The sequence below is a fragment of the Microbacterium sp. NPDC055903 genome (assembly GCF_053615555.1).
On sequence record NZ_JBSHCA010000001.1, the window covers coordinates 804,064 to 827,599 of the forward strand.

The following is a 23,536-nucleotide window of genomic DNA, read 5'->3' on the forward strand; positions in this document are numbered from 1 at the left end:
GCTACGGGGCGAAGCGGTCGGTGGCGGCGCGCAGCGCCGCCTGGATGCCCGGTTCCGACGCGGCATGCCCCGCATCGTCGACCACGACGAACTCGGCTTCCGGCCACGCGGTGTGCAGATCCCACGCCGTCATCATCGGCGTGCAGACGTCGTAGCGCCCCTGAACGATGACGGCGGGGATGTGGCGGATCGCATCGGCGCCCGCGATCAGCTGCCCCTCGGCGAGCCAACCGCGGTGGACGAAGAAGTGGTTCTCGATCCGTGCGAAGGCGAGCGCGGCCGAGGGTTCCGTCATCGCTGCGACGGTCCCCTCATCCGGCCGGAGCGTGATCGTCGACGCCTCCCACGTCGTCCAGGCGAGTGCGGCCGGCCCGTGCACCGCCGGGTCGGGATCGAAGAGGCGGCGGTGATAGGCGTCCAGCATCCGACTGCGCTCGAGCACGGGGATGGGCGCGACGTATCCCTCCCACAGATCAGGGAAGAGCGCGGCGGCACCGCCCTCGTAGAACCACTCCAGCTCGGCACGCCGCAGCGTGAAGATCCCGCGGAGGACGAGCTCCGTGACGGCATCCGGATGCGCCTGCGCGTAGGCCAGCGCCAGGGCGCTTCCCCACGATCCGCCGAACACCTGCCAGCGCTCGATCCCGAGGTTCTTGCGCAGCAGCTCGATGTCGGCGATGAGGTGATGCGTCGTGTTGAAGCGCAGGTCCGCATCCGGGGCGCTCACGTGCGGCGTGCTCCGACCGCAGCCGCGCTGATCGAACAGGACGATCCGATACCTCTCCGGGTCGAAGAAGCGGCGGTGCCAGGGAGACGTGCCGCCGCCCGGTCCACCGTGCAGGAAGACGACGGGCTTGCCGTCGGGATTGCCGCTGACCTCCCAGGCGATGCGCTGACCGTCGCCCGCGAGCAGCATCCCGCTGTCGTACGGCTCGATCTCCGGATACAGAGCGTCCAGGTTCATCATCGACCCCCGAGCAAAACCAGCCTGCAGTGATTCCCCACGCTACCGCGTACGCGTCACGAGACGAGGTCGATGTCCACCGCGGCGTCGAAGGTGTCGCAGACGCCGAGGCCGTTCTGGTAGCCGTTCGCGAACCAGTACTGACGGTTCTCGCTGCTGCCGTGGGTGAACGACTCAGGGTTGGAGAAGCCGGACATCTCCTGGATGTGATCGTCGCCGACGACGAGCGCCGCGTTCAGCGCGTCGCTGAGCTGAGTCTCGGTGGGGGTCTCGAGATAGTCCTGCTCGGCGAAGTCGCCGATCCACGCGCCGGCGTAGCAGTCGGCCTGCAGCTCCATGCGCACGCCGCTGCTGCCAGGACCCGTTCCATCGTTGGGGTGGTCGGACATCGTCCCGGTGATGTTCTGGATGTGATGGCCCCACTCGTGCCCGACGATGTAGAGCTGCGCGAGGTTGCCCGCCGACGCCCCGAACTGCTGCTGCATCACGGTGAAGAAGGTCGGGTCGATGTACACGCCCTGCTCGGGCGGGCAGTAGAACGGGCCGACGGCGTTGGATGCCGTGCCGCACTGCGTCGAGGTCGATCCGTCGACGACGGTGAGGGTCGGAGCGACGTAGCCGTCGACGTGCTCCTCCCAGTACGCGTCGAGAGCGACCTGGGCTCCCGCCATGCGGCAGTCGACGTCTTCGTTGGCGTCGGCGCCGGTGTCGCACTGGTCGAGGCCCGGCGCGCTCGTGCTCGTACCGGTACCGGGCTCGGTCGTCCCGCCACCGAGCAGGCCCGACAGATCGACGTCGCCGCCCGACAGCAGGCTCACCACGAGCACGACGATCGCGCCGAGGCCGACGGCGCCGCCGCCCACGGCGGCCGCGGTGCGTCCACGGCGACGCGTGGAGTGGCCGGAGATGTCGGCATCGGGCTTGAAGGTCATGGATCCGAGCGTAGCGCGGTCGTAGGCTCTGATCATGGCGACCACGATCACGATCACGGGTGCGGGCGGGCAGATCGGCTATGCACTGCTGTTCCGCATCGCCGCGGGCGATCTCCTCGGAGCGGATGAACCCGTCCGGCTGCGGCTGCTGGAGATCCCCCAGGGGATCAAGGCCGCCGAGGGAGCGGCGCTCGAACTGCAGGACGGCGCCTTCGGCCTGCTCGAAGATGTCGAGGTCACCGATGACCCGGCGATCGCCTTCGACGGATGCGACCTGGCGCTCCTCGTCGGCGCCAGGCCCCGCGGCCCTGGGATGGAGCGCGGCGACCTGCTGACCGCCAACGCCGGCATCTTCGGCCCGCAGGGCGCGGCGATCGCGGCGAACGCGGCATCCGGCGTGAGGGTCACCGTCGTCGGCAACCCTGCCAACACGAACGCCCTCATCGCCGCGGCATCCGCCGACGGGGTGCCGTCGGATCGCTTCACCGCGCTGACCCGCCTGGATGAGAACAGGGCCAGGGCGCAGCTCGCGCTCGCCCTGGACGCGCCCGTCCGCAGCATCCGCCGTGTGCCGATCTGGGGGAACCACTCGGCGACGCAGTTCCCCGATGTCTCGCACGCGAGCGTCGACGGACGGCCGGTGGCGGATGCTCTCGCCGAACGCGTCGGCGACGTCACCGCCTGGCTGGAGACCACCTTCATCCCTCGGGTCGCGAAGCGCGGTGCGGAGATCATCGACGTGCGCGGCTCCTCCTCTGTGGCATCCGCCGCGAACGCCGCCATCGATCACGTCCGCGACTGGGTGCACGGTACCGAGGACTGGACGAGTGCCGGCGTCGTCTCGCACGGCGAGTACGGGGTGCCGGAGGGTCTCGTCTCCTCCTTCCCCGTCCGTGCGGTCGACGGACGCTGGCAGATCGTGGAGGGACTGGAGCTCGATGCCTGGGCGAGGGCCCGCATCGACGCATCCGTGGCCGAACTCGTCGAGGAGAGGGAGATCGTCCGCTCGCTCGGCATGCTCTGACCCGCACAAATCTCCGCCGCCTCGGGCAGAATGGAACGCGGAGGTGCGCCGATGAGCGAGACGAACGACCTGACGACCGAGGCCGTGCACATCGAGGATGCTCTCACGAGCCCCGTGCATCTGCCGCATGCGGCGGCCGAATGCCCCAAATGCTTCACGGAGCTCCTGCAGAACCGGGACTTCTGGTCGGCACGCCCCGACGGATCACGCCTCGTCGGACTGGTCGTGGCTCGCGAGGGGATGCCTCCCGTGGTGACGCAGCGCGATGAGCTGACACGGTTCGGGGTGCCGATCGAGGGTTTCCGTCACCCGGCTCCCGAGATCCTGGAGAGCTGGAGCGACCGGCTCGCCCGTTTCATCGCGACGCTGCACAAGGGAGACGTGCTCGTGGTCGCCAATGCCCACGCCCTCGGCCGCGACCGGGACGAGGAGCGCCGCACCGTCGCCGAGCTGCGCCAGCGCGGCATCATGGTGAAGGTGCTGAGCCAGGACTCCCGGCACCTCGCCGACGTCGCGCGCTGAGCGCGCTCAGGCGTAAGCCCTGGCCGTTCCGCCCAGCGCGGCGGTGAGCTCGAGGATCCGCTCGACGCGGTCGACGGGAACCGCGACGAGCGGATGCGCGTCCGGGTCCTCCTCGAGGTAGACGAGGGTGAGCCCGTGCGCCACGAGCATCTCAGCAGCGACGGCGATCGCCGCTTCCAGGTCTTCGACGTCGCCCACGGGGTCGAGATCGATGCCGGTCGCGAAGATGCGCGGAAGCTGCGCGAGCGCGTCCGCGAGCTCGACTCCGGTGTCCGTGCTCTCCAGATAGGCGAGCGCTCCCGAGTCGTCCAGGCCGTCGAACAGCGAGGCCCATGCATCCGCATCCTCGCCGCGCTCGAGCTCGGCCCGCACGCCGTCGAGCAGTTCTTCGTCGTCGTCGAGGAGCCGGCACAGCGACTCCCACGAGGCGACGGACGCGGCCTCACTCGCCATCGGCGTCGCTCTGGTTCCGCAGCGCCTCGTCATCGAGGAGCGGGAGATCCGCCCTCGTGACGACTTGAGACGTCACGGCGTACTCGACAAGGCGAGCGCGCCGATTGGTCGCGAGCTTGCCCGGTCCACCGCGCAGACCCTGCACGCCCATCCGATCGAGCTTGTCGCAGACGTTGTCGAGCTTGCGGTTGAACTTGCTCATCGTCCAGCCGAGGCGCTTGGCGGCGTCGCTCGACGACGGCAGCTCGTTCATGCTGACGCCCTCTCGACGCAGCATGGGCTCGGCGAGAGCGACGATGAGCTGCTTCTGCAGCGGTGTGAAACTGGCCGGCATGACCGTCGTCTCCCCGCTCATCGACATCTCCACCTGGCGGGAGACCTCGTAAGGAGCCTCCTCGGTGTGCAGGCTGAACTCGTAGGTGATCGGTCCCGCCGTGAAGACGATGACGTTGCGCTCGAAGACGAGCGGCATGCGCGCGCCCGGTGAGAGCCAGGACTGCACCGCGCCGCCGGCGCTGGACACTGTGGCTGCCAGACGGACGCCGACGTTGGCGAGCCACCACAGACCGTCACGATGCTGAAGCTCCAGGAAATGACGATGCAGGTACGGATTCTCGTCGATCTCGAGGTCGCCTTCACGACCGATGATGAACGGCCTCCCGGCCGGCACATCCTGCCATTCCCCCGCGAACTCCAGGCGCAACGGTGCGATCCGCTGCCCCTCCGTCTTCGTCGCGCTTACATCGAGCTCCGCTGCCGGATTCCCATCAGTCACGTAACGACCCCCTCGGCAGACCATCCTGCCACGGAGAGGCGCCGCGCGGGGCGCTGAGGGGCAGAGGAGCCCGCTCAACGCCGCGATCAGGAAGCGGTGTCGGGCTGAACCGTCCCCGCGAGGAACTTGCCCACGAGTTCGAGCTCGTAATAGTAGGCGAGGCTCATATCAAGCTGTGGCTCGACGCGCTCGGGGTCCGCGCCACGGGCCACCAGGGCGCCGAAGATCCGAGCGAGGTCCGCCACGAGCTCCGCATTCAACGGCTTGTCGTCCGAGCGATCGGGCTGATCATCTCGACGCCGCGGCAGCACCTCCTGGGCCGCTCTGGCAGCCCGGCCCAGCGGCGTGGTCCCCTTGGAATCCACCGCATGGACGTCAGCACCCGCGTCCAGCAGTGCGATGAGCACCTGGAAAGCAGCGTCAGCGCTTTCCAGGCTGTTCACCGGAAGCCACTGCTTCTCGGACGAGCCGGTCACGGACAGACGCACCCAGCGCGATCGCTTGACTGCTGCCGCCAACGCATCGTGAAGCACGGACTTGGCCCAACCACTCGGAGATCCGGTATCCGCGAAGTTCGGATCGGCCCCGCTCGCCAGCAAGAACATCGCAATGGAGAACGCCCCGGAACGGATCGCTACCTGGAGCGCGGACTGGCCGGCGTACTGCTTGGGCTGCCCGGTGGCGACGGCGTCGACGAGCGACGGATCTTTGGCGATCCGCTCTCGCACCTTCTGCTCATCGCCGTTGACGATATCCGTGAAGACGGCCTGCATACGATACTCCGATCAGTCCAGCGGAACACTGCCGCGATCGACGGCGAACAGATCGGGCTGAGCACGCATGAACGCGTCCTCGAGCGCGGCGGGGCCGTTGGTTGCGACAAACGCCGCTTCGGCTTGAGTGATCGGCACGAGCTGCAACCACGTCACATGGACGTCTTCGTCGTCGTAAGCCACGAAGTTCGCCCCCCAGACGAAGGGAGAGACGGAGAACAGATGGGGTGTCGTCGCTGATGCGTAGATCTTGGAGACAGCATCTCGGTACACGGTGCCCGGCTTGACATCGTTCGCCGGATCGATGGCGAAGGCCGCGGCAGCGACGGCATCGCCGAATCGGTCGAGTCTGGCATCGACGGCAGCCACGAACTCGACGCGCACACCGCGTCCGTCCGGGGTCCGGAAAGGCGTCTCGAACGCGCTGGCCTCGACCGTCGCCCAGGAGTCGACGCCCCGTACCGGGCAATCAGGAACGAGGAGCACGCCGACGGCGCGCGACTCGTCGACGGTGCTGCGCTTGGTCGGGGGCTCGCCGGGTTCAGCCTGGAAGCCTGCGAGGACTCGCGCGACGATCTCGTACGGATTGATCACATCATCTCCTTCGGCGATCCTGCGCCGATTCACGGCCCGACATAGTCATCCCAGCCTAGTTCATGACTACCGCTCGAACTCGTGTGCGGCGACTCCGGTCGGTACTGCATCATCGTGTAGTACTCCTCGAGGAACTGCTCGCGAGTGATGCCTCGCTCCTGCGCCGAGCGCTGATGATGACGGAACTCGTACCCGGGCGCATGCCCCATGATCCAAGGTTCGTTCTTGTTGAGCGGATCCCCGGAGACGGGGTCGCGAACGATCCCGTCTCGGCCCATCGCGTCGTCCCAGACACGATCCCGCATCCCCGCGCGCCAACCGCTCGGGCGATCGTACGTCGAGTCCCTCGTGCTGTCCGGGTTCGGCGCGAAGCGGCCTCGATCATCGCGCAGCGGCCCGTCCTGGCCGCTGCCTGGTGTGCTGCTCCCCGTGGGATCGTCGAACCGGTCCTGACCCTTGACCTTCTTGACGACATCGTCGATACCCTCGGCGATGTTGTCCCCGACCTGGTGCAGTTTCTCGTCCATGTGGCGCAGACCCTTGACGCCTGCCTGCTTGAGCTCCCGGATGACGGGCTTGATCGCGCTCATCAGTCATCACCTCCGAAATCCAGCGCGGAGAACTCCGCGAAGAACGTCGACGTCAGCGTGGAGATGTCCGCGCTGTGCAGCTTCATGGTCGACTGCGCATCCTCGAGAGCGGCGAGGTCGGCATGGAACTCGTCCGAATCCCCCACGGCTCCCTCCACCAGCGGAGCGTCCAGAATCGCATCCACCACCGCAGGCAGCTGCTCCGCCAAAGGCTCGATCGCCATCGGCGCCAACTGCGCGATGAGCTGTTCGACCACGATGTCGACCGCCGCGTTCAGGAGCTTCTTCTTGATCAGAAGCATCGGCCCCGAACCCGCCGCTGTGATCGGGTTCGTCAGCATCGCCACCAGCGTGACCAGCGTCGTCGTCACATCGACGATGACCTTCATCTTCAAACCGAAGATCGCATCCGCACCGATTTCCATCGCCGTCGCCGCCGGCGGCATGATGTCCACCAGCTTCTGCAGATTCTGCGAACGATTCGAGTTCCACGCGCTCAACATCGCAGGACCCGTCTTGCCCTTGAGCGCGTTGCCCAGGTCGCCGTTCATCTTGCTGTCCACTGCCTGGATCACCGACTCGAGGTCGGAGCTGAAGGTGCGCACCAGGGTGGCGCCCTTGCGAACCTCGTCCTCATCGATATCCGGCCACTCGAACCCGAGCTTCTCCATCACCCAGACGAGCTCATTCGGCAACATCATTCCCACGGCGCCCACCTCCTGCGACGACTGTACGATCCCGCCGACGTCCGCACCATGGGTAGCGCTCCCCCTCGGGCCCCCTCCGGCGCATGGCGATCACCTGCCCGGCACATCGATCTCGATGCTGACGAACGGCGTGCCGTCGACAGGGACGACCTCGACGTCCGCGCCGTCGAGCGTTCCTGGGTCGAGGTCGAAACGGGTCTCGACCTCGTCGTTCTTGAGAGACGTGAGCTGCGCGGTCTCGGATTCCGGTGCGAGCATCCGCATGTCACCGGGCTTCTCTCCGTATTCGTCGGGGCTGCTCTGTCCGATCGCCATCTCGAACAACTCGTCGACCAGCTGTTCGGCAGCCTTCTTCGGGATCCCCTTGACCTCGCCGAGGACCTCCTTCGGGAAATCCCGGACAGCCTGGCCGGCCGCCCCGCCGAGGTCGCGCATGACGTTGTAGTCCGGGTTGGAGTGCCGCGGTGCGCGGCCGAGCGTCTCGATCCCCCTGGAAACGTCGAGGAGGATGTTGTAGTCCTTCGCGTGAGACACCGGGCGTCGGTCTGCCCTGTGCCGCGGGGTCTGCGCAGCCGCCCTCCTGTCCAGGCCCCTGATCGCGTCAGCATCCGCCCTGTGCTTGCCACCGCGCTTGCGGAACGCGCCAGCGAAGCCCTGCTTGAACTCCCGGCCTGCACCGTCCGCGGCGTCCACGATGTCGCGGATCAGCTTCTTCAGCATCATGTCTCAGTCCCCCGTGAGCTGCAGGTTGGCGAGATCGGCGAGGAGGCGATCCGTGAGGTCCTCGACGTCGGCGGCATGGGCGTCCATCTCCTCCGCCGCCGACTCCAAGGCCTGAAGGTCGGCGTAGAAGTCATCGACGTCCCCCACCGTGCTCTCGACCACCGGAGCATCCAGCAACGCCGCGACCAGCACAGGGACCTGGGCCGCCATCGGCTCCACCGCCAGCGGGAGAACCTCCTCCAGCACCTTCTCCAGCGTCAGCTCCATGGCGATGGAGAAGAGCTTCTTCCGCGCAAGGATCAGCACTGCGGCTCCTCCCGCGCCCAGGGGACCCGCCGCGAGCAAGGGGATCAACTGGATCACCGTGGCGGTGATCTCCATGATCACTTTGACCTTGAGAGCCGCCACGATGTTGGCGGCGAGGTCGATGCCCACCGCGGCGGGGCCGAGCAGGTCGAGCAGCTGCTGCACGTTCTCCGAACGATTGCGATTCCACCCTGCGACGTGCGCAGCGCCGGCCTGCCCCTGCATCGCGCCGGCGATCACTCCGTTGATGCTCCGATCCGCCGTCTGGACGAGCGTCTCCATGTCGTCGCGGTACCCCCGCAGGTAGACCGCGGCCTTCCGGACCTCGTCCTCATCGATGTCCGGCCAGTCGAGCCCCAGCTTGTCCATGACCCAGATCAGGTCATTCGGCAACATCATTCCCATGTCGACCACCCTCCTGCGACGAAGCTATTCGTCCGGTCGACGGGAAGGCCATGGGGAGTTCAGCCCATGGGGACTTCAGCCCAGAGTGGATGAGCGCGCGGCGCCTTCAACAGGCTCAGCCGCGCAGCCGACGACTGATCTCTTCGAGCATCCGTTCCGTCTCGGCCCGTTGCACCGCGACGGTCGTCACCGTCGACGGATCCACCGGCTCGAACGTGTCCACGAGCTTTTCGACCTGCTCCGGTGTGATCCGATAGGCCTTCAGCCCAGCACCCTGATCCCTGGCCATGCCGCTCGGCCACACGTCAGCCTGCGCGCCGGCGACCCCGATCCGCCACCCGAACGGCTCGAGCTCTTCTCGGACCATGCAGAGAGCCTCAAAGGCGTCGAAGGCGGTCGCCTCTGCTGTGCCGAACGCCGCACAGTGAAGGGTCACCACCCACGAGCGCGGCGCATGGAACTGCCACGTCGCCGTGGCAGCTCGATCGATTCCCTCGCGACGGACCTGGATCGTGCGCGACCCTCCGGTCATGTCTTCGGGATGTCCGCCGGATCGATGACCAGGGCGACCTCGGTCCACGGGTTGAGGGCGATGCGAACACCCTCGGGCAGCGATGCGGCAAAATCGCGCCCGTGCACCGTCGCGAACTCGGCGTACCCGGAGACGGCGGCCTTCTCCACGTCGGTGAACGCGTAGGCGAGCTGCCCGCCGTCCTTCGCATCGAACAGCACGGTGCCGCCCTCCGATGGATAGAGGATCACGACCTCGGCATCGGCGAACGCCCGTTCGAACTGCTCGCTCTTCACGTGTCCGGCGCGCGCGAGCTGCAGCACGCGCTCGAGATCCGTGGTAGGCGCCGGCCAGCCACGCCCCGCCGGTGACGGCACGTACCGCGGATTGGGAGTGAATTCCTCGCTCAGCTCGCCGGCGTCGTTCGATCGCCACGCTCCGATGATGCCTTCAGGTGGCACGCCATCGCTCCCGTCGAACTCCGGGTCGATCGCGTACACCCACCCGCCGGGGTTGGCTCGTGCCTGAGCACGGAGCGCATCCGTGATCGGCGGCGTCGCGGGTCGGTTCACGTGCGGTTCTGTGCCGTCCATGTCGAGATCACTCATCACGCACCACCATAGTTCGGATTCGGGATCCAGTCCGTCGGCTTCCCATCGACGACCCTATGCACACCGACGATGAACTCGGTGGGAACCCCGCCCTGGAAGGTGATCTCGCTTTCCGGCGTGAACGTGGTCGGCCCGTGAGGGTTATCCGGAATGGTTGCGTCGGCATCGATGCCACCTGGGGCGTTGATGGTGTACCGGTAGTTGCCGCCCCATACAAGATCCGGATCCCTGGTGGTAGAGACGAAGTTGGACGGCGTGTTTCGCGTCACGAAGGCACGATAGTCGTTGTCGCTCCGATTCCAGGGTTGGAAACCGGAGTCGAAGATGTCATCGGGACTGCGGGTGTCGAAGCGGTAGAGCGGTTCGGTGGTCGTCCGATCCACCCGGTTCGTGTTGTACCCCGTCAGATCCGGGGCTTCCGTGCCGTCGAGGAGCCTCACCTTCTGCTTGATGTCCTCGAGGTGATCGTCGAGCTTGCGCGTCACCTCGGGCAGCCGGACGTCCGCGTCCTTGCCGCCCTTCACGACCGCCTGCCAGAGGTCCTTGAACAGCTTGCCGATGCCCATACCCATCAGGCGTCTCCCCCGAAATCGAGCGCGGAGAACTCCGCGAAGAACGTGGATGTCACCGTGGAGATGTCATCGCCATGGAGCTTCATCGCGGACTGCGCGTCCTCCAGAGCCGCGAGGTCCGCGTAGAACTCGTCCGAGTCGCCCACCGCACCCTCCACCATCGGAGCGTCCAGGATCGCGTCGATCACCGCGGGGAGCTGCTCCGCCATCGGCTCGATCGCCATCGGGAGCAGCTGCGCGATCAGCTGCTCCATAACGATGTCCACTGCCGCGTTCAGTAGCTTCTTCTTGATCAGCAGCATCGGCCCCGAACCCGCCGCCGTGATCGGGTTCGTCAGCATCGCCACCAGCGTGATCAGGGTCGTCGTGACATCGACGATGACCTTCATCTTCAAACCGAAGATCGCATCCGCACCGATATCCATCGCCGTCGCCGCCGGCGGCATGATGTCCACCAGCTTCTGCAGATTCTGCGACCGATTCGCATTCCACGCACTCAACGTCGCAGGCCCCGTCTTGCCCCTGAGCGCATTGCCCAGATCGGAGTTCACTCTCCGATCCACGGCCTGGATCACCGACTCGAGGTCGGTTCCGAGGTTGCGCACCAGAACGGCACCCTTGCGAACCTCGTCCTCATCGATATCCGGCCACTCGAACCCGAGCTTCTCCATCACCCAGATGAGCTCATTCGGCAACATCATTCCCACGGCACAACCTCCTCGGAAGACTCTACGGGCCGCGACCGACCTGTCGCGATGGGGAGAACCACCCACTTCCCGCCGATCACGGCACGGCCGCCCATTGGACGACGGCGTACGTCAGCGAAGCGAGCGCTCCGGTCCGCGGTGTGACACCTGTCACGTCGCGATCGACGATGGTGACACGGGGGTTCACCGCGATGGGCAGCGCGACGGCAGCGCGGACGATGGTCCCCTCGATGGAGGCCAGGACGTCCCTCGCCTCATAGATGTCCGTGGTCTGCGCCAGCTGTCCGATGAGCTCATCCCGTTGCGGATCGGTCTGACCCGTCAGGGATGCCGCACCGCCGGTGCCCCACTGCGCGGCGATCTCCTCCGGCGTCTGCGGGATCGCGACCTGACGGATCACAGCGTCCCCCCGGCCCGCGGCGTACGCAGACTCGACGTCATCGCTCCCGCAGTCGACGATCTTCCAGCCGGCCTCGGCGACGGCCGTGCGCAGAGCGGCGAACGCGCCGGAGGCGAACTCGCTCGTCGTGTCGTACAGCACGCAGATGCCCCGGTCGGCGCCCACACCGGCCCGCTCCCGGTCGAGCACGGGGTCCTCCGCTGGTGTGCCGAGGGTGCGAGCGAACCCTGAGTCCTCGTTGACGATGTCGTAGGCGCGGGATCCGGGAGCCGAGAGCATCGATGTCGTGGCCGTGTACGCGGATGCCCATGACCCGCCACCGCCGTCGGCCAATGTGCTCGGCAGCACGGAGCGAAGGAAAGCGGTGCGCGCGTCCACGCGGGTGAACACGCCGGACGGGCGGAGCATCAGTGCCCAGAGCGTGCCGTCATGGGTCGTCGCGACGGTGAAGTCCTGGCGCTCGAGGTCACGGACGGCCTGACGGTTGGCCGCGACCGGCGCCACCTGTGCGATGTCGACCAGCTGTCCGACGGCAGCCACCGGATCGGCACCGGCGGGCACCAGCTCTATCCGCGCGACCTGAGCGCCCACGAGCCCTCGGTAAGACGTGTTCGGGACGAGCGTGACCGTCTGGCCCTCTTCGCCCGCGGCGATCTCATCGATGAGATAGGCGCCGCTGGACAGCAGCAGCTCGGCGGGGATGTCCGCGGGATCCTCGATCGCGAAAGCTTGGTTCCACACGGCCGTCATCGCGTCCAGGGCATCCGCATCGCCATCGCGGATCGCCGCGATCACCGCCTGCTTGGCCTCCATCGGATCATCGATGTCGAAGGCGCGCTGGCCGACGACATGGGCAGGGACAGGGACGTCCACCGCCTGCTGCCATCCGATGTCCGGGGTCGTGAAGGTCACGTCGATCGACCGGGCGAACTCGTCGAGCACCGGCACCGGGGCGGAGGTGTCGCGCTCCATGGGTGCGCCCTCCTCGTCCGTCGCGAAGTACCCGGCGCGACCCGCCCAGCCGAGCATGAGGTCCGCGCCGTCCAAAGGGATCCCGTCCGACCAGACCGGCTCCGCCAGGTCGTAGCGCGCGGTGAACGGCTCCTCCTCCACGATGGATGCCGTCCCGAACCCCTCATCGGCGATGAATGCCCCATCGACCATGTCGCCGAAGCCGGCACGGATGGTCTCGGCGATGTCCACGTTCCCCGGCGTCGGCGCAGCGGCCGCGTTCAGGGACGTGAGCTCCTGCGCCCACCCCACCGTGATGCTCGTCCCAGGCACCACGGAATCGGGCAGCGCAGGCGCGCATGCGGCGAGAACGACGACGAGCACGAGCACGGCGGATGCCGCGGCCGCACGGATGCCCCCCGTCGCCCTCACGGAAGTTCGATGTCGCCTTCTGCTTCCGCGAGCGCGCGGAAGGGTTCGCTCTCCTCGCTCTCCAGCCAGGCGCGCGCGTGCTCAAGCAGCACCGCGGGGGACTCCTCCGCCTCCTGGTACGTGGCGAACGGGCCGATCGTGTCCTCGGAGGGGCGCTCGTCCGCCTCCTGAACCGACTGGGTGGACAGGTTGAACCAGTAATAGCTCCGCGACTCGCTCATCAGTTCTGCTCTCCGATCATGGTGCCGATTCTATGCGGCGGCCCGGTGGGCCTGACACGGCGGAGGCCGCGACTCCAGTCCCCCGACTGTCGCCGCGGCCTCCGCCGTCGGTGTGGGCTCAGACGCCGCCGGCCATGCCCGCGTCGTTGTCCTGGATCTGCAGAGCCATCTTGTCGAGCGCGTCGGCCATGTCGTTCACGGCCTCGGACGCGTCATCGAGCGAGGTCGTCAGCTCGTTGTACGCCGTGGAGTACGCCTCGGAGGCGTTCTGGGTCTTGAACCCGTCCTGCACGAGGTCATCGATGATGCCCTGCAGCTCCTTCAGGGTGTCGGTGACGGTCTGACGACCGTCACGCAGGCGCTGCGCAGCGCTCTCCATCTCGCTGTATGTTGCACCAAAGTCATGTCCGGCCATGAGAACCGCCTCCAGGTTTCGTCGTCTTCAGGCCGCTCGGCCTCTTATCCACGAGGTTAGCCAATGTTGCGCGCCCGGCAAACGGGGAGCGCTACCCATGCACCCCTACCCATCGGTGCCGGCCGGCACGAACGGCACCTGGGTGGTGATCGCCTGGCCTGCCTGCACCATGATCCCGCGCCCGACGGGGAAGTCGGAGCGCTTGATCCGGCTGAAGGGCATCTTGAACAGCGACTCGCCGTCGTAGGTCTCCGGCTTCAGGGCGATGCCCTGGCGACCGGACTTCCATTCGCCCAGCACACCGATGCTGCCGCTGGCGCGGGTGATCTCCGCCTCGCCGATGAGCATGTGGTCGCTGTTGTTCATCGCCTGGAGCAGGGCCCGCATCGCGCGATCGGCGGTGCTGTCCGCGAGGTGCGGGATGTCCTCGATGACGATGAGGATGCGCCCCTCCTGGACGTCGCGCAGCACGAGCTCGGACAGCTCCTCGGCCAGCGCCTTCTCGTCGTCAGGACGCGTGGCGCTCTTGACCCACGGCCGGAAGTCCTTGAGCTCCGCACGCCTGCTGCCGAAGTGGTAGAGCCGGATGCTCGGGTCGAAGCGCTCCATCGCGATGATGAGGGCCTTCAGCGCGTTCGTCTTGCCGGAGACCGGCGGGCCGGTCACGATGAACGAGCCGATCGGCTCGAAGCCGAAGGGAGCCAGCGACTCGTCCGCGACGCCGAACACCGGCTTCCCGCCCACCGTCGCCGGCATCTCCGTGACGGGAACCATCGTGGGCAGTGCGCCGATCTCGGGCAGGTCGCCGACGCCGTCCGCGCGCAGGCGATCGCCGAGCGCCCGAAGGGCCTTGGTCTGCTCGACGACGTTCATGGTGCCGCCGAGCACCGCGATCTGCGCCTCGTGCCCGTCGATGACGGCGCGCCCCGGCGCGGACTGCTCGTCGAGCACGTCGCGCGGCACGTTCAGGAGCATGTACTGGCTCGGATCCCCCATCCGCAGCACGACGCGGCGGGAGACGTTCGACGCGACGGCGCTGGGCACCGCGTTGCCGCGATCGGCGGTGATGACGGTGTGCACGCCGAGCGTGCGTCCCTCACCGAGTATCCGCATGAAGATCCGGTAGAACGGGCCCCGACCAGGGGCCATCTCCCAATCCTTCTTGAACTCCGGGTAGTTGTCAATGAGCAGGAGGATGCGCGGCATCCGCTTGTCGGCGATGTCGCGGTACTCCTGCACGGAGGCGGCGCTGGCCGCCGAGAAGAGCGCGGCACGACGGTCGAGCTCGCGGTCCAGCGTCCGCAGCAGGCGCTGGATGCGCTCCGCGTCCGCACCGTCGACGACGGAGCCGACGTGCGGCAGGGCGCTGAGCACGCCGAGGGCTCCGCTCGCGAAGTCGAGGCAGTACACCTGGACACGGCCGAGCTCTGGCCGCATGCCCGCGGAAGTCGCGATCGTCTTGAGCAGGGTGGACTTCCCCGAGCCGGAGGTGCCGTAGATCACCAGTGAGCCGTCGCGGTCGGGGACGAAGACGGCGGCCTCCTGCTTCTGCTCCTCCGGGACGTCCAGCAGGGCCAGCGGGATGCGCGTATCGCCGTCGTGCGCCAGATCCTGCAGATCGACCAGAGGCGCCAGATCGTCCAGCCATGGGCGACGAGGGCGCGGCAGCCGTGCGGCGTCGCTCGCCCTGATCAGCGTCGACACGATCCGCTTCTGGTCGTTGGGACCGAGGTCCTCCTCGTGCGCATCGGACTCCGCAGGGCGGTCGGGCTCCCACTCGGCGGTGGCGCCGAAGCGCAGCTCCGAGACGCGCACGTCTGCGACTCCGGACTCGTCCTCCGTGGTCCAGCCGCCCGCATAGGCGGACTGGAACGGGACGAGCCGCCCAGGCCCGGTCTTCGCGATCGCACGACCGGGGATGGCCGCCGAGAAGCTCGCGGCGACGGCGTCGTCGACGACGTCGCGGGAGTCCGCCTCGTCGGCCATGCGCAGCGCGATGCGCAGGTTGGTGTTCGCCCGCAGGTTGTCCTTGATGACACCGGCGGGGCGCTGCGTCGCCATGATGAGGTGGATGCCCAGAGAGCGACCGCGCTGGGCGATGTCCACGACGCCGTCGACGAAGTCCGGCATCTCCGAGGCGAGCGCGGCGAACTCGTCGATGACGAGCACGAGCGCGGGCGGGCACTCCGGATCCTGACGCTTCTCGAGCTCGAGGAGGTCCTTCGCCTTCTTCCGGTTCAGCAGATGCTCGCGGTGCTGCAGCTCCGCTCGCAGGCTCGTCAGCGCTCGACGCACGAGGTGCGGGCTGAGGTCGGTGACCAGGCCGACGCAGTGCGGCAGCTCGACGCAGTCGGCGAACGCCGATCCGCCCTTGTAGTCGACGAAGAGGAACGTCACACGGTCCGGGCTGTGCGCAGCGGCCATGCCGAGCACCCACGCCTGGAGGAACTCGGACTTGCCTGCACCGGTCGTACCGCCGACGAGGGCGTGCGGGCCCTGGGTCCGCAGGTCGAGCGCCATGGCGTCGCTGGCGCCCTGACCGATGATCGCGCGCAGCGTGCCCGCCTTCTTCAATCGCGGACGCGGGGCGGGCGTCCGGTCGATGATGGTGTTGTTCTGCCGCCAGCGTTCGATGACCACGTTCGGGTCCTCGGCGATGGCCGGGTCGACGAGCTGCAGGAACATCACCGATCCCGGGATGTCGGACGCGTCGTGGACGACGGTGCTGGCGTCGACCACCGGAGCCAGACGCCGGGCGAGCATGTTCATGTAGGCGTTCGAGACGCCCTCCACCTGCACGTGCTCGAAGACCTCGCCGTTGCGGACGAGGCCCACCTGGGCGTCCGCAAGACCCGTGGTGACATCGATGTAGCTGCGGCAGACGGCCGGCAGCGACTCGACCGTCGGCGAGACGAAGACGGCGTGCACGCCGTGGTCGGCTCCGCGCTCGAGCACGTCCGTGAGGCGTCCGCGGTCGACGGGGGCATCGCTGGTCACGAAGACGACGACGGAGAGCTTCGGGGTCTTCTGATGCTCGTTCGCGGCACGGGAGACGTCCGTCCCGTACAGCAGCGGATTCCACTCCTCTTTGAAGGGCCCGCGCGGCTCGCCGTCCGGGCCGTCGCCGACGGCGCGCTTGACGTAGTCCTCCAGCATGCTGAGCAGGGCCGCGGACGTCGGAGCCGTATCGGCGAGCGCGACGCCCTGGAACGGGCTGCGTTCGGCGGACGTGTGCGGCATCCACTTCAGCCAGTCGAGTTCCGGTGTCCAGCCGGCATCCGAGAACGCGACAGCGACGAGGTCGTTGGGGGCATGCAGCCCGAACAGCTGGACCGCGATCCCCCTCATCGCATCGGCCACCGGCCCCGGCGAGCCGGAGATGCCCACCGAACCGGCGTCGGCGAGGAGGTCGAAGACGGGGACGTCGTCGACGTACTCGTAGCGCTCGCGGAGGCGATCGACCCTGTCGATGAACTCGGGAAGCCCGTCCGGGGCCTCCTGATCGTCGATCTGGTTGCGCGCGGGGAGCCGGCAGCTCCCCAGCCGGAGGCCGAGGAAGTTCCAGTGCTCAGGACGCCGGGTCCACAGCATGGGCCCCAACCGCATCGCCTGATCGAAGACCTCGGCGACGGGCGGCGCCTCGGCGTTGCGCGCGGCCTCCTCCTCCGGCTTGCCCCGGAAGAAGTCCTCCTCGAGCTGCTCGTACTGGCGCTCGAAGAGGAGGAACTCGTGGTTCTCGCTCTTCTTGCTCTGCACCGACTGGTTGATGATGTTTCCGAAGGCCATCAGCGGAGTCATGACGATCATGAGCAGAGAACGCGGGTTGCCGTTCAGAGCGAACAGCGCCATGCCCATGAGGATCGGGGCCACCATGATCGGCCACGGGAAGATCTTGCCGATCTTCTCGGCGGGCAGGCGCGGCATCTTGAAGCGGGTGCCCGGATAGCGCACCTCCACGCGGGGGCTGCGGTTGAACATCAGACCGCCGCCGCGCTCGATCACCGGTTCCTCGGAGGCCGAGCCGTCGAACGACCTGGCAAGACGCAGCTCCAGCGTCGTCCCGCCGATGACGAACGGCTCCCCCTCCTCGATCCGCACGCGCTGGACGGCCACGCCGTCGACGAGCACGCCGTTCGCGGAGTTGAGGTCGACGAGCTCGATGTGGGTGCCCACTTCGAGCCTGGCGTGCCGCTTGGACGCCATGGGATCGGCGAGCACCACATCGTTGCCCGCGTCGCGTCCGAGGAACACATGACCCGCGGTGATCGGATACTCCTGGCCGGAGAGCTCTCCGGCCGTCGCGCGGAGGATGCCGACGGTCTCGCGCCGTCCTGCGACGACGTGGTCCGGTCCGTAGTTGACGATCGAGGCCGCGAAACCGGAGCCGATCGGGGCCTCGCCGATCGGGACGTCCGGCTGCAGAGGGACGAGGCGCTCACCCGTGGGCGGGGCCACCGCGAGGGTGACCACATCGCCTTCGGCGACCGGGGTGGCACGCGTCGGATCGGCCTCTGCGACATGGCGCGCCACATCGCCGGCGGTCGCCGTGGAGTCCGTCGTGATCACGATGTCGACCGGATCACCGCTCTGGCGGTGCAAGGTCAGCTTGAGCCTCATTCGTCTCCCCTGGTTCCGATCGGCCTCTCAGCCGTCATCGTCGTGCGCACGCCCGAGATCACACCCGCACCACGGCCGCGGTGCGGTCGCCGATCCGGATGGTGTCGCCGTCCGTCGTCAGCACCGGTGTGCCGGCAGCGAGCGCGTACTCGACGCCGTCGCGGATCAGCCCCGACCCGTTCGTCGAGCGGCAGTCCACCACTTCGAGACCCCCTGCGGCCGGACGCACGAGCAGATGCGTCTTGGACAGCGACCTGCTGTCGTCGGCGAGCGCGATCGGCCGCGCACCCTCCGCGGCGTCCGGGTTGCGACCGAGCACCACGGGCTCCGAGATGAGGATGCTGTCGCCGTTGTCGAGCCTGAGCCCGAACCTGGCAGCCGGGGCGGCCTGTCGTGCCGCTGCGCGCGTCAACGGCGGCTGGCCGGCGGAGGCCGGGGAGGCGGGCTGGGCTGCGGGCGGCGCGGGCTGGACTGCGGCCGGTGCAGGCGTCGGCTGCGGTACGGGATCGGGGGCCTGCTGCGGTGGTTCGGCCGTCGCGGCAGGGGAGGGCGCTGGCTGCGGCAAAGGAGCCTGGGCAGGTTGCGGTGCGGCGGCAGGCTGCGCCTCCACGACGGGCGGCGCAGGAACGACGGAGGGCGGGGATGCGGGAACGACAGGCGGCGTCGGCACCACGGGGTGCGCAGGGGCGGCGGGCGTTCGCAGCTCCTGCGCTCCGCGATATCCGCCGAGCACGGGCTTGCCCTCCTCCGCGGAGACCGGAGCTGCCTGCGTCGCGGGGGTCGCGAGACCTCCCCCTGGACGCTCGTCAGGGCGGTGCGGACGGGCCACCCCGAGCACACCCGCGCTGATCCGCCCGCCGGGGCGGTACGCGGGCTGCGCCGAGGGATCCACCGGGGTCGCCAGCGACGGCAGCGCCGCCCGCTCCGGTGCAGGGTCGGCCATGACGACCTTGCGCGCGACACGCATCCGCTTCTCGTCGTACGGCTGCAGGCCCTTGCGGATGTCGACGAGCCAGACCCGCGTCGCCTGATCGTGCCAGCCGCGGCCTCGGCGCTCGAGATCGAACATCGGCGAGATGAAGAAGAGCGCCTGTCCGATGATCGGCACGATGCCGGCGGCACCGAGGATGAGGAAGCGCAGCAGTACGGCTCCCGCGCCCGGCTTCTCGAGCGTTCGGACGTTGATCGTGCGGATGCCGGTGATCGCCTTGCCGATGGTGAGGCCCTTGCGGCCGTGCAGGACGAGCTGGACGATGAGGAAGACCAGGCTCAGCCCTGCGGAGACTGCGGCCATGACGACAGCCAGCACGAATCCGGGGTGGTTGAGGAACCCGTAGGCCGAGATCGATCCGCTCGCGAGCTTCAGCAGGAGGGGGACGGCTCCCAGCCACAGGGGCAGTTGCAGGAGCAGCCAGATCGCGCCGTCGCACACCGCGGCGAGCGCGCGACGCCCGAGCGGCGCGGGAAGGAGCCCCAGTGCCGCGGCGTACGCCGGGTCCGGCTTGCCTGCGGCATCCAGACCCTCGATCTTCTGTTCTTCCTCGTGGATCTCCCAGATCATCCGCCGACGCACCCCCGCGTCGGCTCTGATGCTCGTCCGTCCGAGCGGGTGATCACCACGTCGATGCACACCTCACCGGCGCCGTCGACGGTCAGCGTCGCCGTGGGCACGGTCACCCGCTCACTGACGGCCTCGCCGGAGAGGGACACCTGCTCCCAGATGTACGCGTCGCCCTCCTCCTCGTCAGGGTTCGTCCATGTGAAGGTCACCCGATCGCCCTCGCGCACACCGGTGAGCTCCTCCACCGCCGGCACAGCGGTGGAGTACGGGTCCTGGGGCTGTTCGACGGCTTCCGTCTCCACCGGCTCCGGCTGGGCGTTGAGGCCGGATGCGAGGAGGTTGATGCCGACCACGCCTCCGGCGACGACCGCGATCGCCGCGACGATGCCGCCCACGATCCACCACACTCGTCCGGAGCGCCGCGGCGGCTCAGGCTCGGCGAGAGGTGCGGGGGCAGTCGGCGCGGGCGCCTGCGCCGCGACCACACGGGGCGGGCGCAGCAGGGTTCGTTCCTCCGCGGAGGAGACCGGAGCGGTCGGCGAGACGACCGTCGGGGGACGCATGACGGTGTCGTCCGCCTGCGAAGGGGACGGCGCCGCAGCAGGAGCCGCCGCGGATGCAACGGGCGCCTCCGGCGCGAAGGGGCTGGGTGCGAAGGAACTCGGCGCGAAGGGCTGGGTCAGTGCGGAGGGACGCGTGGCGCCGGCATCCGGGGAGATGCTGACGACCTCGCGCACCCTGGTGAGGCCGTCGTCGTCATCCTCCAGCTGTTCGATCGGGTGATCATCGACGATGTCGATCGGCGTGACCGAATGCGAGAGCTCGATCTGGATCTTCTGCAGCGCCCTCGCGAACGCCACAGCGCTGGGGAAGCGATCGGCCGGGTTCTTCGCCATGGCCCGCTCGAGCAGGCGCTGCAGGCTGGCCGGAGCATCCGGACGTCCGAGCGCCGGGAGCGGGGAACGCTCGATGCGCTCGATGAGGTCCGCGCTGGAGTTGCGCTCACCCGGTCGCTCGAACGGGGTGCGCCCGACCAGCAGGGTGAAGAGGGTGGCGCCCAACGCCCAGACATCCGACCAGGTGCCGCTCTGAGGCGGGTCGCCGAACGACTCGGGCGGTGACCACGGGATCGACATCCCCGTCGCCTCCGTGATCGCCGCCGACGTCGAGGCGATGCCGAAGTCCGTCAGCGCCGGCCGGTTGTACTCGGTGACGAGGATGTTCGCCGGCTTGATGTCGCGGTGCAGGACCCCCGCACGATGCGCGGTCTCGACCGCGCCCGCGACCTGGATGCCGACACGGAGGGCCTCGGCGACCGAGAACGGCTCCTTGCGCGCGCGCAGCTGAAGGTTCGGACGCGGGCAGTACTCCATCACCAGGTACGGACGCCCGTCCGCGGCGACGCCGGCCTGATAGATCGTCACGATGGCCGGATGCGTCGACAGCATCGCCATGACGTTGGCCTCGTCGGTGAACTCCTGCGCCGCTCCGCTCGAGATGCGGTCGGCGAGCAGCACCTTCACGGCGACGCGGCGCTTGGGAAGCTGCTGCTCGTAGAGGAAGACGTCCGCGAAACCGCCCGCGCCGAGCGGTTCCACGTACGTGAAGCCGTGCAGCTCCGGAGGAGCGGAGGGGGGTCGGCTCACGGCAGATCCTCGAAGGCGACCGTGACGCCGTCACCGAGGTCGACCACGTCTCCGGTGAGCACGAGCGTCGCCTCGCCGGGGTGAAGGCGCACGGGCTCGTTCCCAGGGCGGAGCAGAGTGGATCCGTTCGTCGTGTGCAGGTCGACGACGACCACCGTGTCGCTCTCGGGACGGATCTCGAGATGGCTGCGGGAGATGTCCTGCTGGGGGCTCTCGACGGCGATGAGGTGAGGAAGGCTCGCCCCTGATGCGCGTGGCGCCCGCGGGCGCCGGCCGATCACGACGGTCCTGTCCAGAGCGACGACCTGTCCGGTCGAGACGCGAACGCGGCCCAGCGCGGAGCCGGAGGTCGGGATCAGCGCCGTCGGCGCATCCGGCGCCGCGGCGGGCGGCGGAGGCGGCGGGAGCTCACCGCGGAGCGCGCGCGCCTCGGCGACCGAGACGGTCGCGCCGTCGTGATCGCCGATGACCGCGGGCGGTGCGGGCGGCACGACATGGACGGTGTCGCCGAAGAGCTGCTGGAACTCGTCGAGATCCGCATCGATCGTGTGGTCGCTCGGGATGAGCGTCTGGTCGCTCACGGGCGACTCCGCGGGCTCGGGCTCGACCGCCGGCTCGGGCTCGGGTTCCGGCTCCGGCTGCGACTCCGGCTCGGGCTCCGGCTGCGGCTCCGGCTCCGGCTCCGGTTCGGACTCCGGCTCAGGCTCCGGTTCTGATGCCACGTCCGCGTCAACCACGGCGATGGGAGGGATGACCTCGGGAGCGGGAGCGACCACCGGAGCGGGCTCGACGACAGACGCAGGCTCTGCGGCGAGCGCGGGCTCATCCACCGCCCGGCCCGCCGCTGCCGACGCCGCGGGGACGCCGTCCGCATCGCCCGGCTCGATGTCGACCACGGCCTCGGCCGCACGCACGATTCCGCCGAGCACCGGCAGCGTGACGGCGCCCGGCGCTTCCTGCAGGTACAGGCCGACCCGCGAGACGCCGGGAACGAAGTGCTCGCTCCAGGTCGTGACATTCGCCCCGGACAGCGTCTGCGCGCCGTCGGCGGCCGTCACGCGTGCGCGCACGTCTCCACGCAGGGCGACTCGCGCGTGATCGCCCTCGAGCACGACAGCGGCGAAGGGCGGCATCGCGGCGAACGACCCACCGGCCGCGTCGGTGAGCGCGTCCACGATCACGGCCAGCGTGCGATCGGCGGCGAGACGCTCCCACAGCCTCGCCACGAGAACGTCGGATGCCTCGGGCGACAGGGCCACGAGAGCGCCGGGAACCACGATCAGGTTCCACTCCCCCGGGCGATAGTTGGACTGCATCAGCGCATCCCTCCTGCGACTTCTTCCCTCGGGCGCGTGTCGGCGTCCAGATCATCGTCCGCCTGCATCGGTCGGCCTGGCTTCGATGCGACGAGCACCGCATCGGCGACGACCACGGTGATGTTGTCACGGCCACCGGCGCGCACGGCCTCGTCCACGAGGAGGTCGGCCGCGGTCTGCGGATCGGGTTCGGTGACGAGCACTTCCCGGATGCGCTCGTCCGACAGCTCGGAGGACAGCCCGTCCGAGCAGATCAGCATGCGGTCGCCGAGCTCGGCGGGAAACATCCAGTAGTCGGCCTCGCCGGTGCTGCCAGCCCCGACGGCCCGGGTGATGATGTTGCGGCGGTGATCGGTGGCCGCGTCCTCCGGCGAGAGCTCACCGGCCTCGATGAGCTCCTGGACGACGGAGTGGTCGACGCTGATCTGCTCGAGCTCACCGCCGGCGAGACGGTACGTCCTCGAGTCGCCGATGTTGAGCGCGAGCCAGTACCCCATCCCGTCCACGGCGGCGATGACGACGCCACTCACGGTCGTTCCCGCACGCCCGTTGCCCGTCGTCGACAGCGCGTCGACGGCATCCCTGGCGCTGGCCAGCGCGGAGCGCACATCGTCCAGCACGAGGGAGGGGCGACCGATGAAGCGCGCGAACTCCTCGACGACGACCGCGCTGGCGCGCTCGCCCGCCTCGTGCCCGCCCATGCCGTCGGCGACGAGGAAGACCGGCGAGCTCGCGAGGAGGGAGTCCTCGTTCAACGGGCGACGGGTTCCGGGGTGCGTCGCGGACCCGGTCGAGACGATCATCGAGG

The 23,536-nt window shown here is 68.7% G+C and carries 24 protein-coding genes; 2 read left to right on the plus strand and 22 right to left on the minus strand.

All coding sequences use genetic code 11. From position 1 onward, the window contains the following. Position 1 precedes the first annotated feature (1 nt). Entirely contained in the window at positions 2–967 is a 966-nt protein-coding gene (gene pip, locus ACWGJP_RS03695; protein ID WP_452328397.1) for a prolyl aminopeptidase, read from the minus strand. Positions 968–1,020: 53 nt separating this feature from the next. After that, positions 1,021–1,896, minus strand: a complete 876-nt coding sequence (gene ypfJ / locus ACWGJP_RS03700) for a KPN_02809 family neutral zinc metallopeptidase (RefSeq protein WP_452328398.1) — start codon at positions 1,894–1,896, stop codon at positions 1,021–1,023. A gap of 34 nt (positions 1,897–1,930) precedes the next feature. Here ypfJ and ACWGJP_RS03705 point away from each other — a divergent pair, with 34 nt between their 5' ends. Both ACWGJP_RS03705 and ACWGJP_RS03710 read left to right on the plus strand, forming a co-directional pair. Next, on the plus strand, positions 1,931–2,920 hold the full coding sequence (locus ACWGJP_RS03705; protein ID WP_452328399.1) for a malate dehydrogenase: 990 nt from the start codon (positions 1,931–1,933) through the stop codon (positions 2,918–2,920). A gap of 51 nt (positions 2,921–2,971) precedes the next feature. Beyond that, complete coding sequence (locus ACWGJP_RS03710) at positions 2,972–3,442, plus strand: dehydrogenase (RefSeq protein ID WP_452328400.1); 471 nt, start codon at positions 2,972–2,974, stop codon at positions 3,440–3,442. A 6-nt stretch (positions 3,443–3,448) separates the two neighbouring features. Here the strand turns inward: ACWGJP_RS03710 and ACWGJP_RS03715 are convergent, their stop codons facing one another. The 20 genes from ACWGJP_RS03715 to ACWGJP_RS03810 all read right to left on the minus strand — a co-directional run bounded on the left by ACWGJP_RS03715 (position 3,449) and on the right by ACWGJP_RS03810 (position 23,531). Continuing rightward, positions 3,449–3,895 carry a DUF6630 family protein gene (locus tag ACWGJP_RS03715; protein ID WP_452328401.1) on the minus strand — a complete coding sequence of 149 codons (447 nt, stop codon included), beginning with the start codon at positions 3,893–3,895 and terminating at the stop codon, positions 3,449–3,451. After that, positions 3,885–4,607 carry a hypothetical protein gene (locus tag ACWGJP_RS03720; protein WP_452329488.1) on the minus strand — a complete coding sequence of 241 codons (723 nt, stop codon included), beginning with the start codon at positions 4,605–4,607 and terminating at the stop codon, positions 3,885–3,887. Before ACWGJP_RS03720 ends, ACWGJP_RS03715 begins: the two co-directional genes overlap by 11 nt. A 149-nt stretch (positions 4,608–4,756) precedes the next feature. Further along, positions 4,757–5,443, minus strand: a complete 687-nt coding sequence (locus ACWGJP_RS03725; protein ID WP_452328402.1) for a hypothetical protein — start codon at positions 5,441–5,443, stop codon at positions 4,757–4,759. Between the two features lie 12 nt (positions 5,444–5,455). After that, the gene (locus ACWGJP_RS03730; RefSeq protein WP_452328403.1) at positions 5,456–6,037 is read right to left on the minus strand and encodes a suppressor of fused domain protein; all 582 of its coding nucleotides are present in this window, start codon (positions 6,035–6,037) and stop codon (positions 5,456–5,458) included. 29 nt (positions 6,038–6,066) lie between these two features. Continuing rightward, positions 6,067–6,627 (minus strand): GH-E family nuclease, encoded by a 561-nt coding sequence (locus ACWGJP_RS03735; protein WP_452328404.1) that lies wholly within the window; start codon positions 6,625–6,627, stop codon positions 6,067–6,069. Continuing rightward, a complete protein-coding gene (locus ACWGJP_RS03740; RefSeq protein ID WP_452329489.1) occupies positions 6,627–7,328 on the minus strand; it encodes a WXG100-like domain-containing protein in 702 nt (233 codons plus the stop codon). The genes ACWGJP_RS03735 and ACWGJP_RS03740 overlap by 1 nt, the downstream gene beginning before the upstream one ends. A 96-nt stretch (positions 7,329–7,424) precedes the next feature. Continuing rightward, positions 7,425–8,057, minus strand: a complete 633-nt coding sequence (locus ACWGJP_RS03745; protein ID WP_452328405.1) for a hypothetical protein — start codon at positions 8,055–8,057, stop codon at positions 7,425–7,427. A 3-nt stretch (positions 8,058–8,060) separates the two neighbouring features. Beyond that, positions 8,061–8,768: a WXG100-like domain-containing protein gene (locus ACWGJP_RS03750; protein ID WP_452328406.1), complete on the minus strand. Its 708-nt coding sequence runs from the start codon at positions 8,766–8,768 to the stop codon at positions 8,061–8,063. Positions 8,769–8,883: 115 nt separating this feature from the next. Next, on the minus strand, positions 8,884–9,135 hold the full coding sequence (locus ACWGJP_RS03755; protein ID WP_452328407.1) for a hypothetical protein: 252 nt from the start codon (positions 9,133–9,135) through the stop codon (positions 8,884–8,886). A 161-nt stretch (positions 9,136–9,296) separates the two neighbouring features. Then, a complete protein-coding gene (locus tag ACWGJP_RS03760; RefSeq protein ID WP_452328408.1) occupies positions 9,297–9,887 on the minus strand; it encodes a type VII secretion system-associated protein in 591 nt (196 codons plus the stop codon). Then, the gene (locus ACWGJP_RS03765) at positions 9,887–10,462 is read right to left on the minus strand and encodes a scabin-related ADP-ribosyltransferase (RefSeq protein ID WP_452328409.1); all 576 of its coding nucleotides are present in this window, start codon (positions 10,460–10,462) and stop codon (positions 9,887–9,889) included. The genes ACWGJP_RS03760 and ACWGJP_RS03765 overlap by 1 nt, the downstream gene beginning before the upstream one ends. Further along, complete coding sequence (locus tag ACWGJP_RS03770) at positions 10,462–11,163, minus strand: WXG100-like domain-containing protein (protein ID WP_452328410.1); 702 nt, start codon at positions 11,161–11,163, stop codon at positions 10,462–10,464. Before ACWGJP_RS03770 ends, ACWGJP_RS03765 begins: the two co-directional genes overlap by 1 nt. 82 nt (positions 11,164–11,245) lie before the next feature. Next, positions 11,246–12,952, minus strand: coding sequence for an ABC transporter substrate-binding protein (locus tag ACWGJP_RS03775; protein ID WP_452328411.1), 1,707 nt, complete (start codon positions 12,950–12,952; stop codon positions 11,246–11,248). Beyond that, on the minus strand, positions 12,949–13,173 hold the full coding sequence (locus tag ACWGJP_RS03780; protein ID WP_452328412.1) for a hypothetical protein: 225 nt from the start codon (positions 13,171–13,173) through the stop codon (positions 12,949–12,951). Before ACWGJP_RS03780 ends, ACWGJP_RS03775 begins: the two co-directional genes overlap by 4 nt. Before the next feature lie 118 nt (positions 13,174–13,291). Beyond that, entirely contained in the window at positions 13,292–13,588 is a 297-nt protein-coding gene (locus ACWGJP_RS03785) for a WXG100 family type VII secretion target (protein ID WP_452328413.1), read from the minus strand. Between the two features lie 105 nt (positions 13,589–13,693). Continuing rightward, entirely contained in the window at positions 13,694–18,205 is a 4,512-nt protein-coding gene (locus tag ACWGJP_RS03790) for an FtsK/SpoIIIE domain-containing protein (RefSeq protein WP_452328414.1), read from the minus strand. A gap of 58 nt (positions 18,206–18,263) precedes the next feature. Then, on the minus strand, positions 18,264–19,766 hold the full coding sequence (locus ACWGJP_RS03795; RefSeq protein WP_452328415.1) for an RDD family protein: 1,503 nt from the start codon (positions 19,764–19,766) through the stop codon (positions 18,264–18,266). Then, positions 19,763–21,412, minus strand: coding sequence for a serine/threonine-protein kinase (locus ACWGJP_RS03800; protein ID WP_452328416.1), 1,650 nt, complete (start codon positions 21,410–21,412; stop codon positions 19,763–19,765). The genes ACWGJP_RS03795 and ACWGJP_RS03800 overlap by 4 nt, the downstream gene beginning before the upstream one ends. Next, positions 21,409–22,728, minus strand: a complete 1,320-nt coding sequence (locus ACWGJP_RS03805; RefSeq protein ID WP_452328417.1) for an FHA domain-containing protein — start codon at positions 22,726–22,728, stop codon at positions 21,409–21,411. The genes ACWGJP_RS03800 and ACWGJP_RS03805 overlap by 4 nt, the downstream gene beginning before the upstream one ends. Beyond that, positions 22,728–23,531, minus strand: a complete 804-nt coding sequence (locus ACWGJP_RS03810) for a PP2C family protein-serine/threonine phosphatase (RefSeq protein WP_452328418.1) — start codon at positions 23,529–23,531, stop codon at positions 22,728–22,730. The genes ACWGJP_RS03805 and ACWGJP_RS03810 overlap by 1 nt, the downstream gene beginning before the upstream one ends. Between the last annotated feature and the right edge of the window lie 5 nt (positions 23,532–23,536).

Excerpts from the sequence above, each read along its gene's own strand:
- ACWGJP_RS03740 (WP_452329489.1), bottom strand. The coding sequence starts at position 7,328 with ATGATGTTGCCGAATGAGCTCGTCTGGGTGATGGAGAAGCTCGGGTTC.
- ACWGJP_RS03735 (WP_452328404.1), bottom strand. The coding sequence starts at position 6,627 with ATGAGCGCGATCAAGCCCGTCATCCGGGAGCTCAAGCAGGCAGGCGTC.
- ACWGJP_RS03770 (WP_452328410.1), bottom strand. The coding sequence starts at position 11,163 with ATGATGTTGCCGAATGAGCTCATCTGGGTGATGGAGAAGCTCGGGTTC.
- pip (WP_452328397.1), bottom strand. The coding sequence starts at position 967 with ATGATGAACCTGGACGCTCTGTATCCGGAGATCGAGCCGTACGACAGC.
- ACWGJP_RS03780 (WP_452328412.1), bottom strand. The coding sequence starts at position 13,173 with ATGAGCGAGTCGCGGAGCTATTACTGGTTCAACCTGTCCACCCAGTCG.
- ACWGJP_RS03795 (WP_452328415.1), bottom strand. The coding sequence starts at position 19,766 with ATGATCTGGGAGATCCACGAGGAAGAACAGAAGATCGAGGGTCTGGAT.
- ACWGJP_RS03745 (WP_452328405.1), bottom strand. The coding sequence starts at position 8,057 with ATGATGCTGAAGAAGCTGATCCGCGACATCGTGGACGCCGCGGACGGT.
- ACWGJP_RS03705 (WP_452328399.1), top strand. The coding sequence starts at position 1,931 with ATGGCGACCACGATCACGATCACGGGTGCGGGCGGGCAGATCGGCTAT.
- ACWGJP_RS03765 (WP_452328409.1), bottom strand. The coding sequence starts at position 10,462 with ATGGGTATGGGCATCGGCAAGCTGTTCAAGGACCTCTGGCAGGCGGTC.
- ACWGJP_RS03755 (WP_452328407.1), bottom strand. The coding sequence starts at position 9,135 with ATGGTCCGAGAAGAGCTCGAGCCGTTCGGGTGGCGGATCGGGGTCGCC.
- ACWGJP_RS03785 (WP_452328413.1), bottom strand. The coding sequence starts at position 13,588 with ATGGCCGGACATGACTTTGGTGCAACATACAGCGAGATGGAGAGCGCT.
- ACWGJP_RS03805 (WP_452328417.1), bottom strand. The coding sequence starts at position 22,728 with ATGCAGTCCAACTATCGCCCGGGGGAGTGGAACCTGATCGTGGTTCCC.
- ACWGJP_RS03750 (WP_452328406.1), bottom strand. The coding sequence starts at position 8,768 with ATGGGAATGATGTTGCCGAATGACCTGATCTGGGTCATGGACAAGCTG.
- ACWGJP_RS03715 (WP_452328401.1), bottom strand. The coding sequence starts at position 3,895 with ATGGCGAGTGAGGCCGCGTCCGTCGCCTCGTGGGAGTCGCTGTGCCGG.
- ACWGJP_RS03810 (WP_452328418.1), bottom strand. The coding sequence starts at position 23,531 with ATGATCGTCTCGACCGGGTCCGCGACGCACCCCGGAACCCGTCGCCCG.
- ACWGJP_RS03760 (WP_452328408.1), bottom strand. The coding sequence starts at position 9,887 with ATGAGTGATCTCGACATGGACGGCACAGAACCGCACGTGAACCGACCC.
- ACWGJP_RS03725 (WP_452328402.1), bottom strand. The coding sequence starts at position 5,443 with ATGCAGGCCGTCTTCACGGATATCGTCAACGGCGATGAGCAGAAGGTG.
- ypfJ (WP_452328398.1), bottom strand. The coding sequence starts at position 1,896 with ATGACCTTCAAGCCCGATGCCGACATCTCCGGCCACTCCACGCGTCGC.
- ACWGJP_RS03710 (WP_452328400.1), top strand. The coding sequence starts at position 2,972 with ATGAGCGAGACGAACGACCTGACGACCGAGGCCGTGCACATCGAGGAT.
- ACWGJP_RS03790 (WP_452328414.1), bottom strand. The coding sequence starts at position 18,205 with ATGAGGCTCAAGCTGACCTTGCACCGCCAGAGCGGTGATCCGGTCGAC.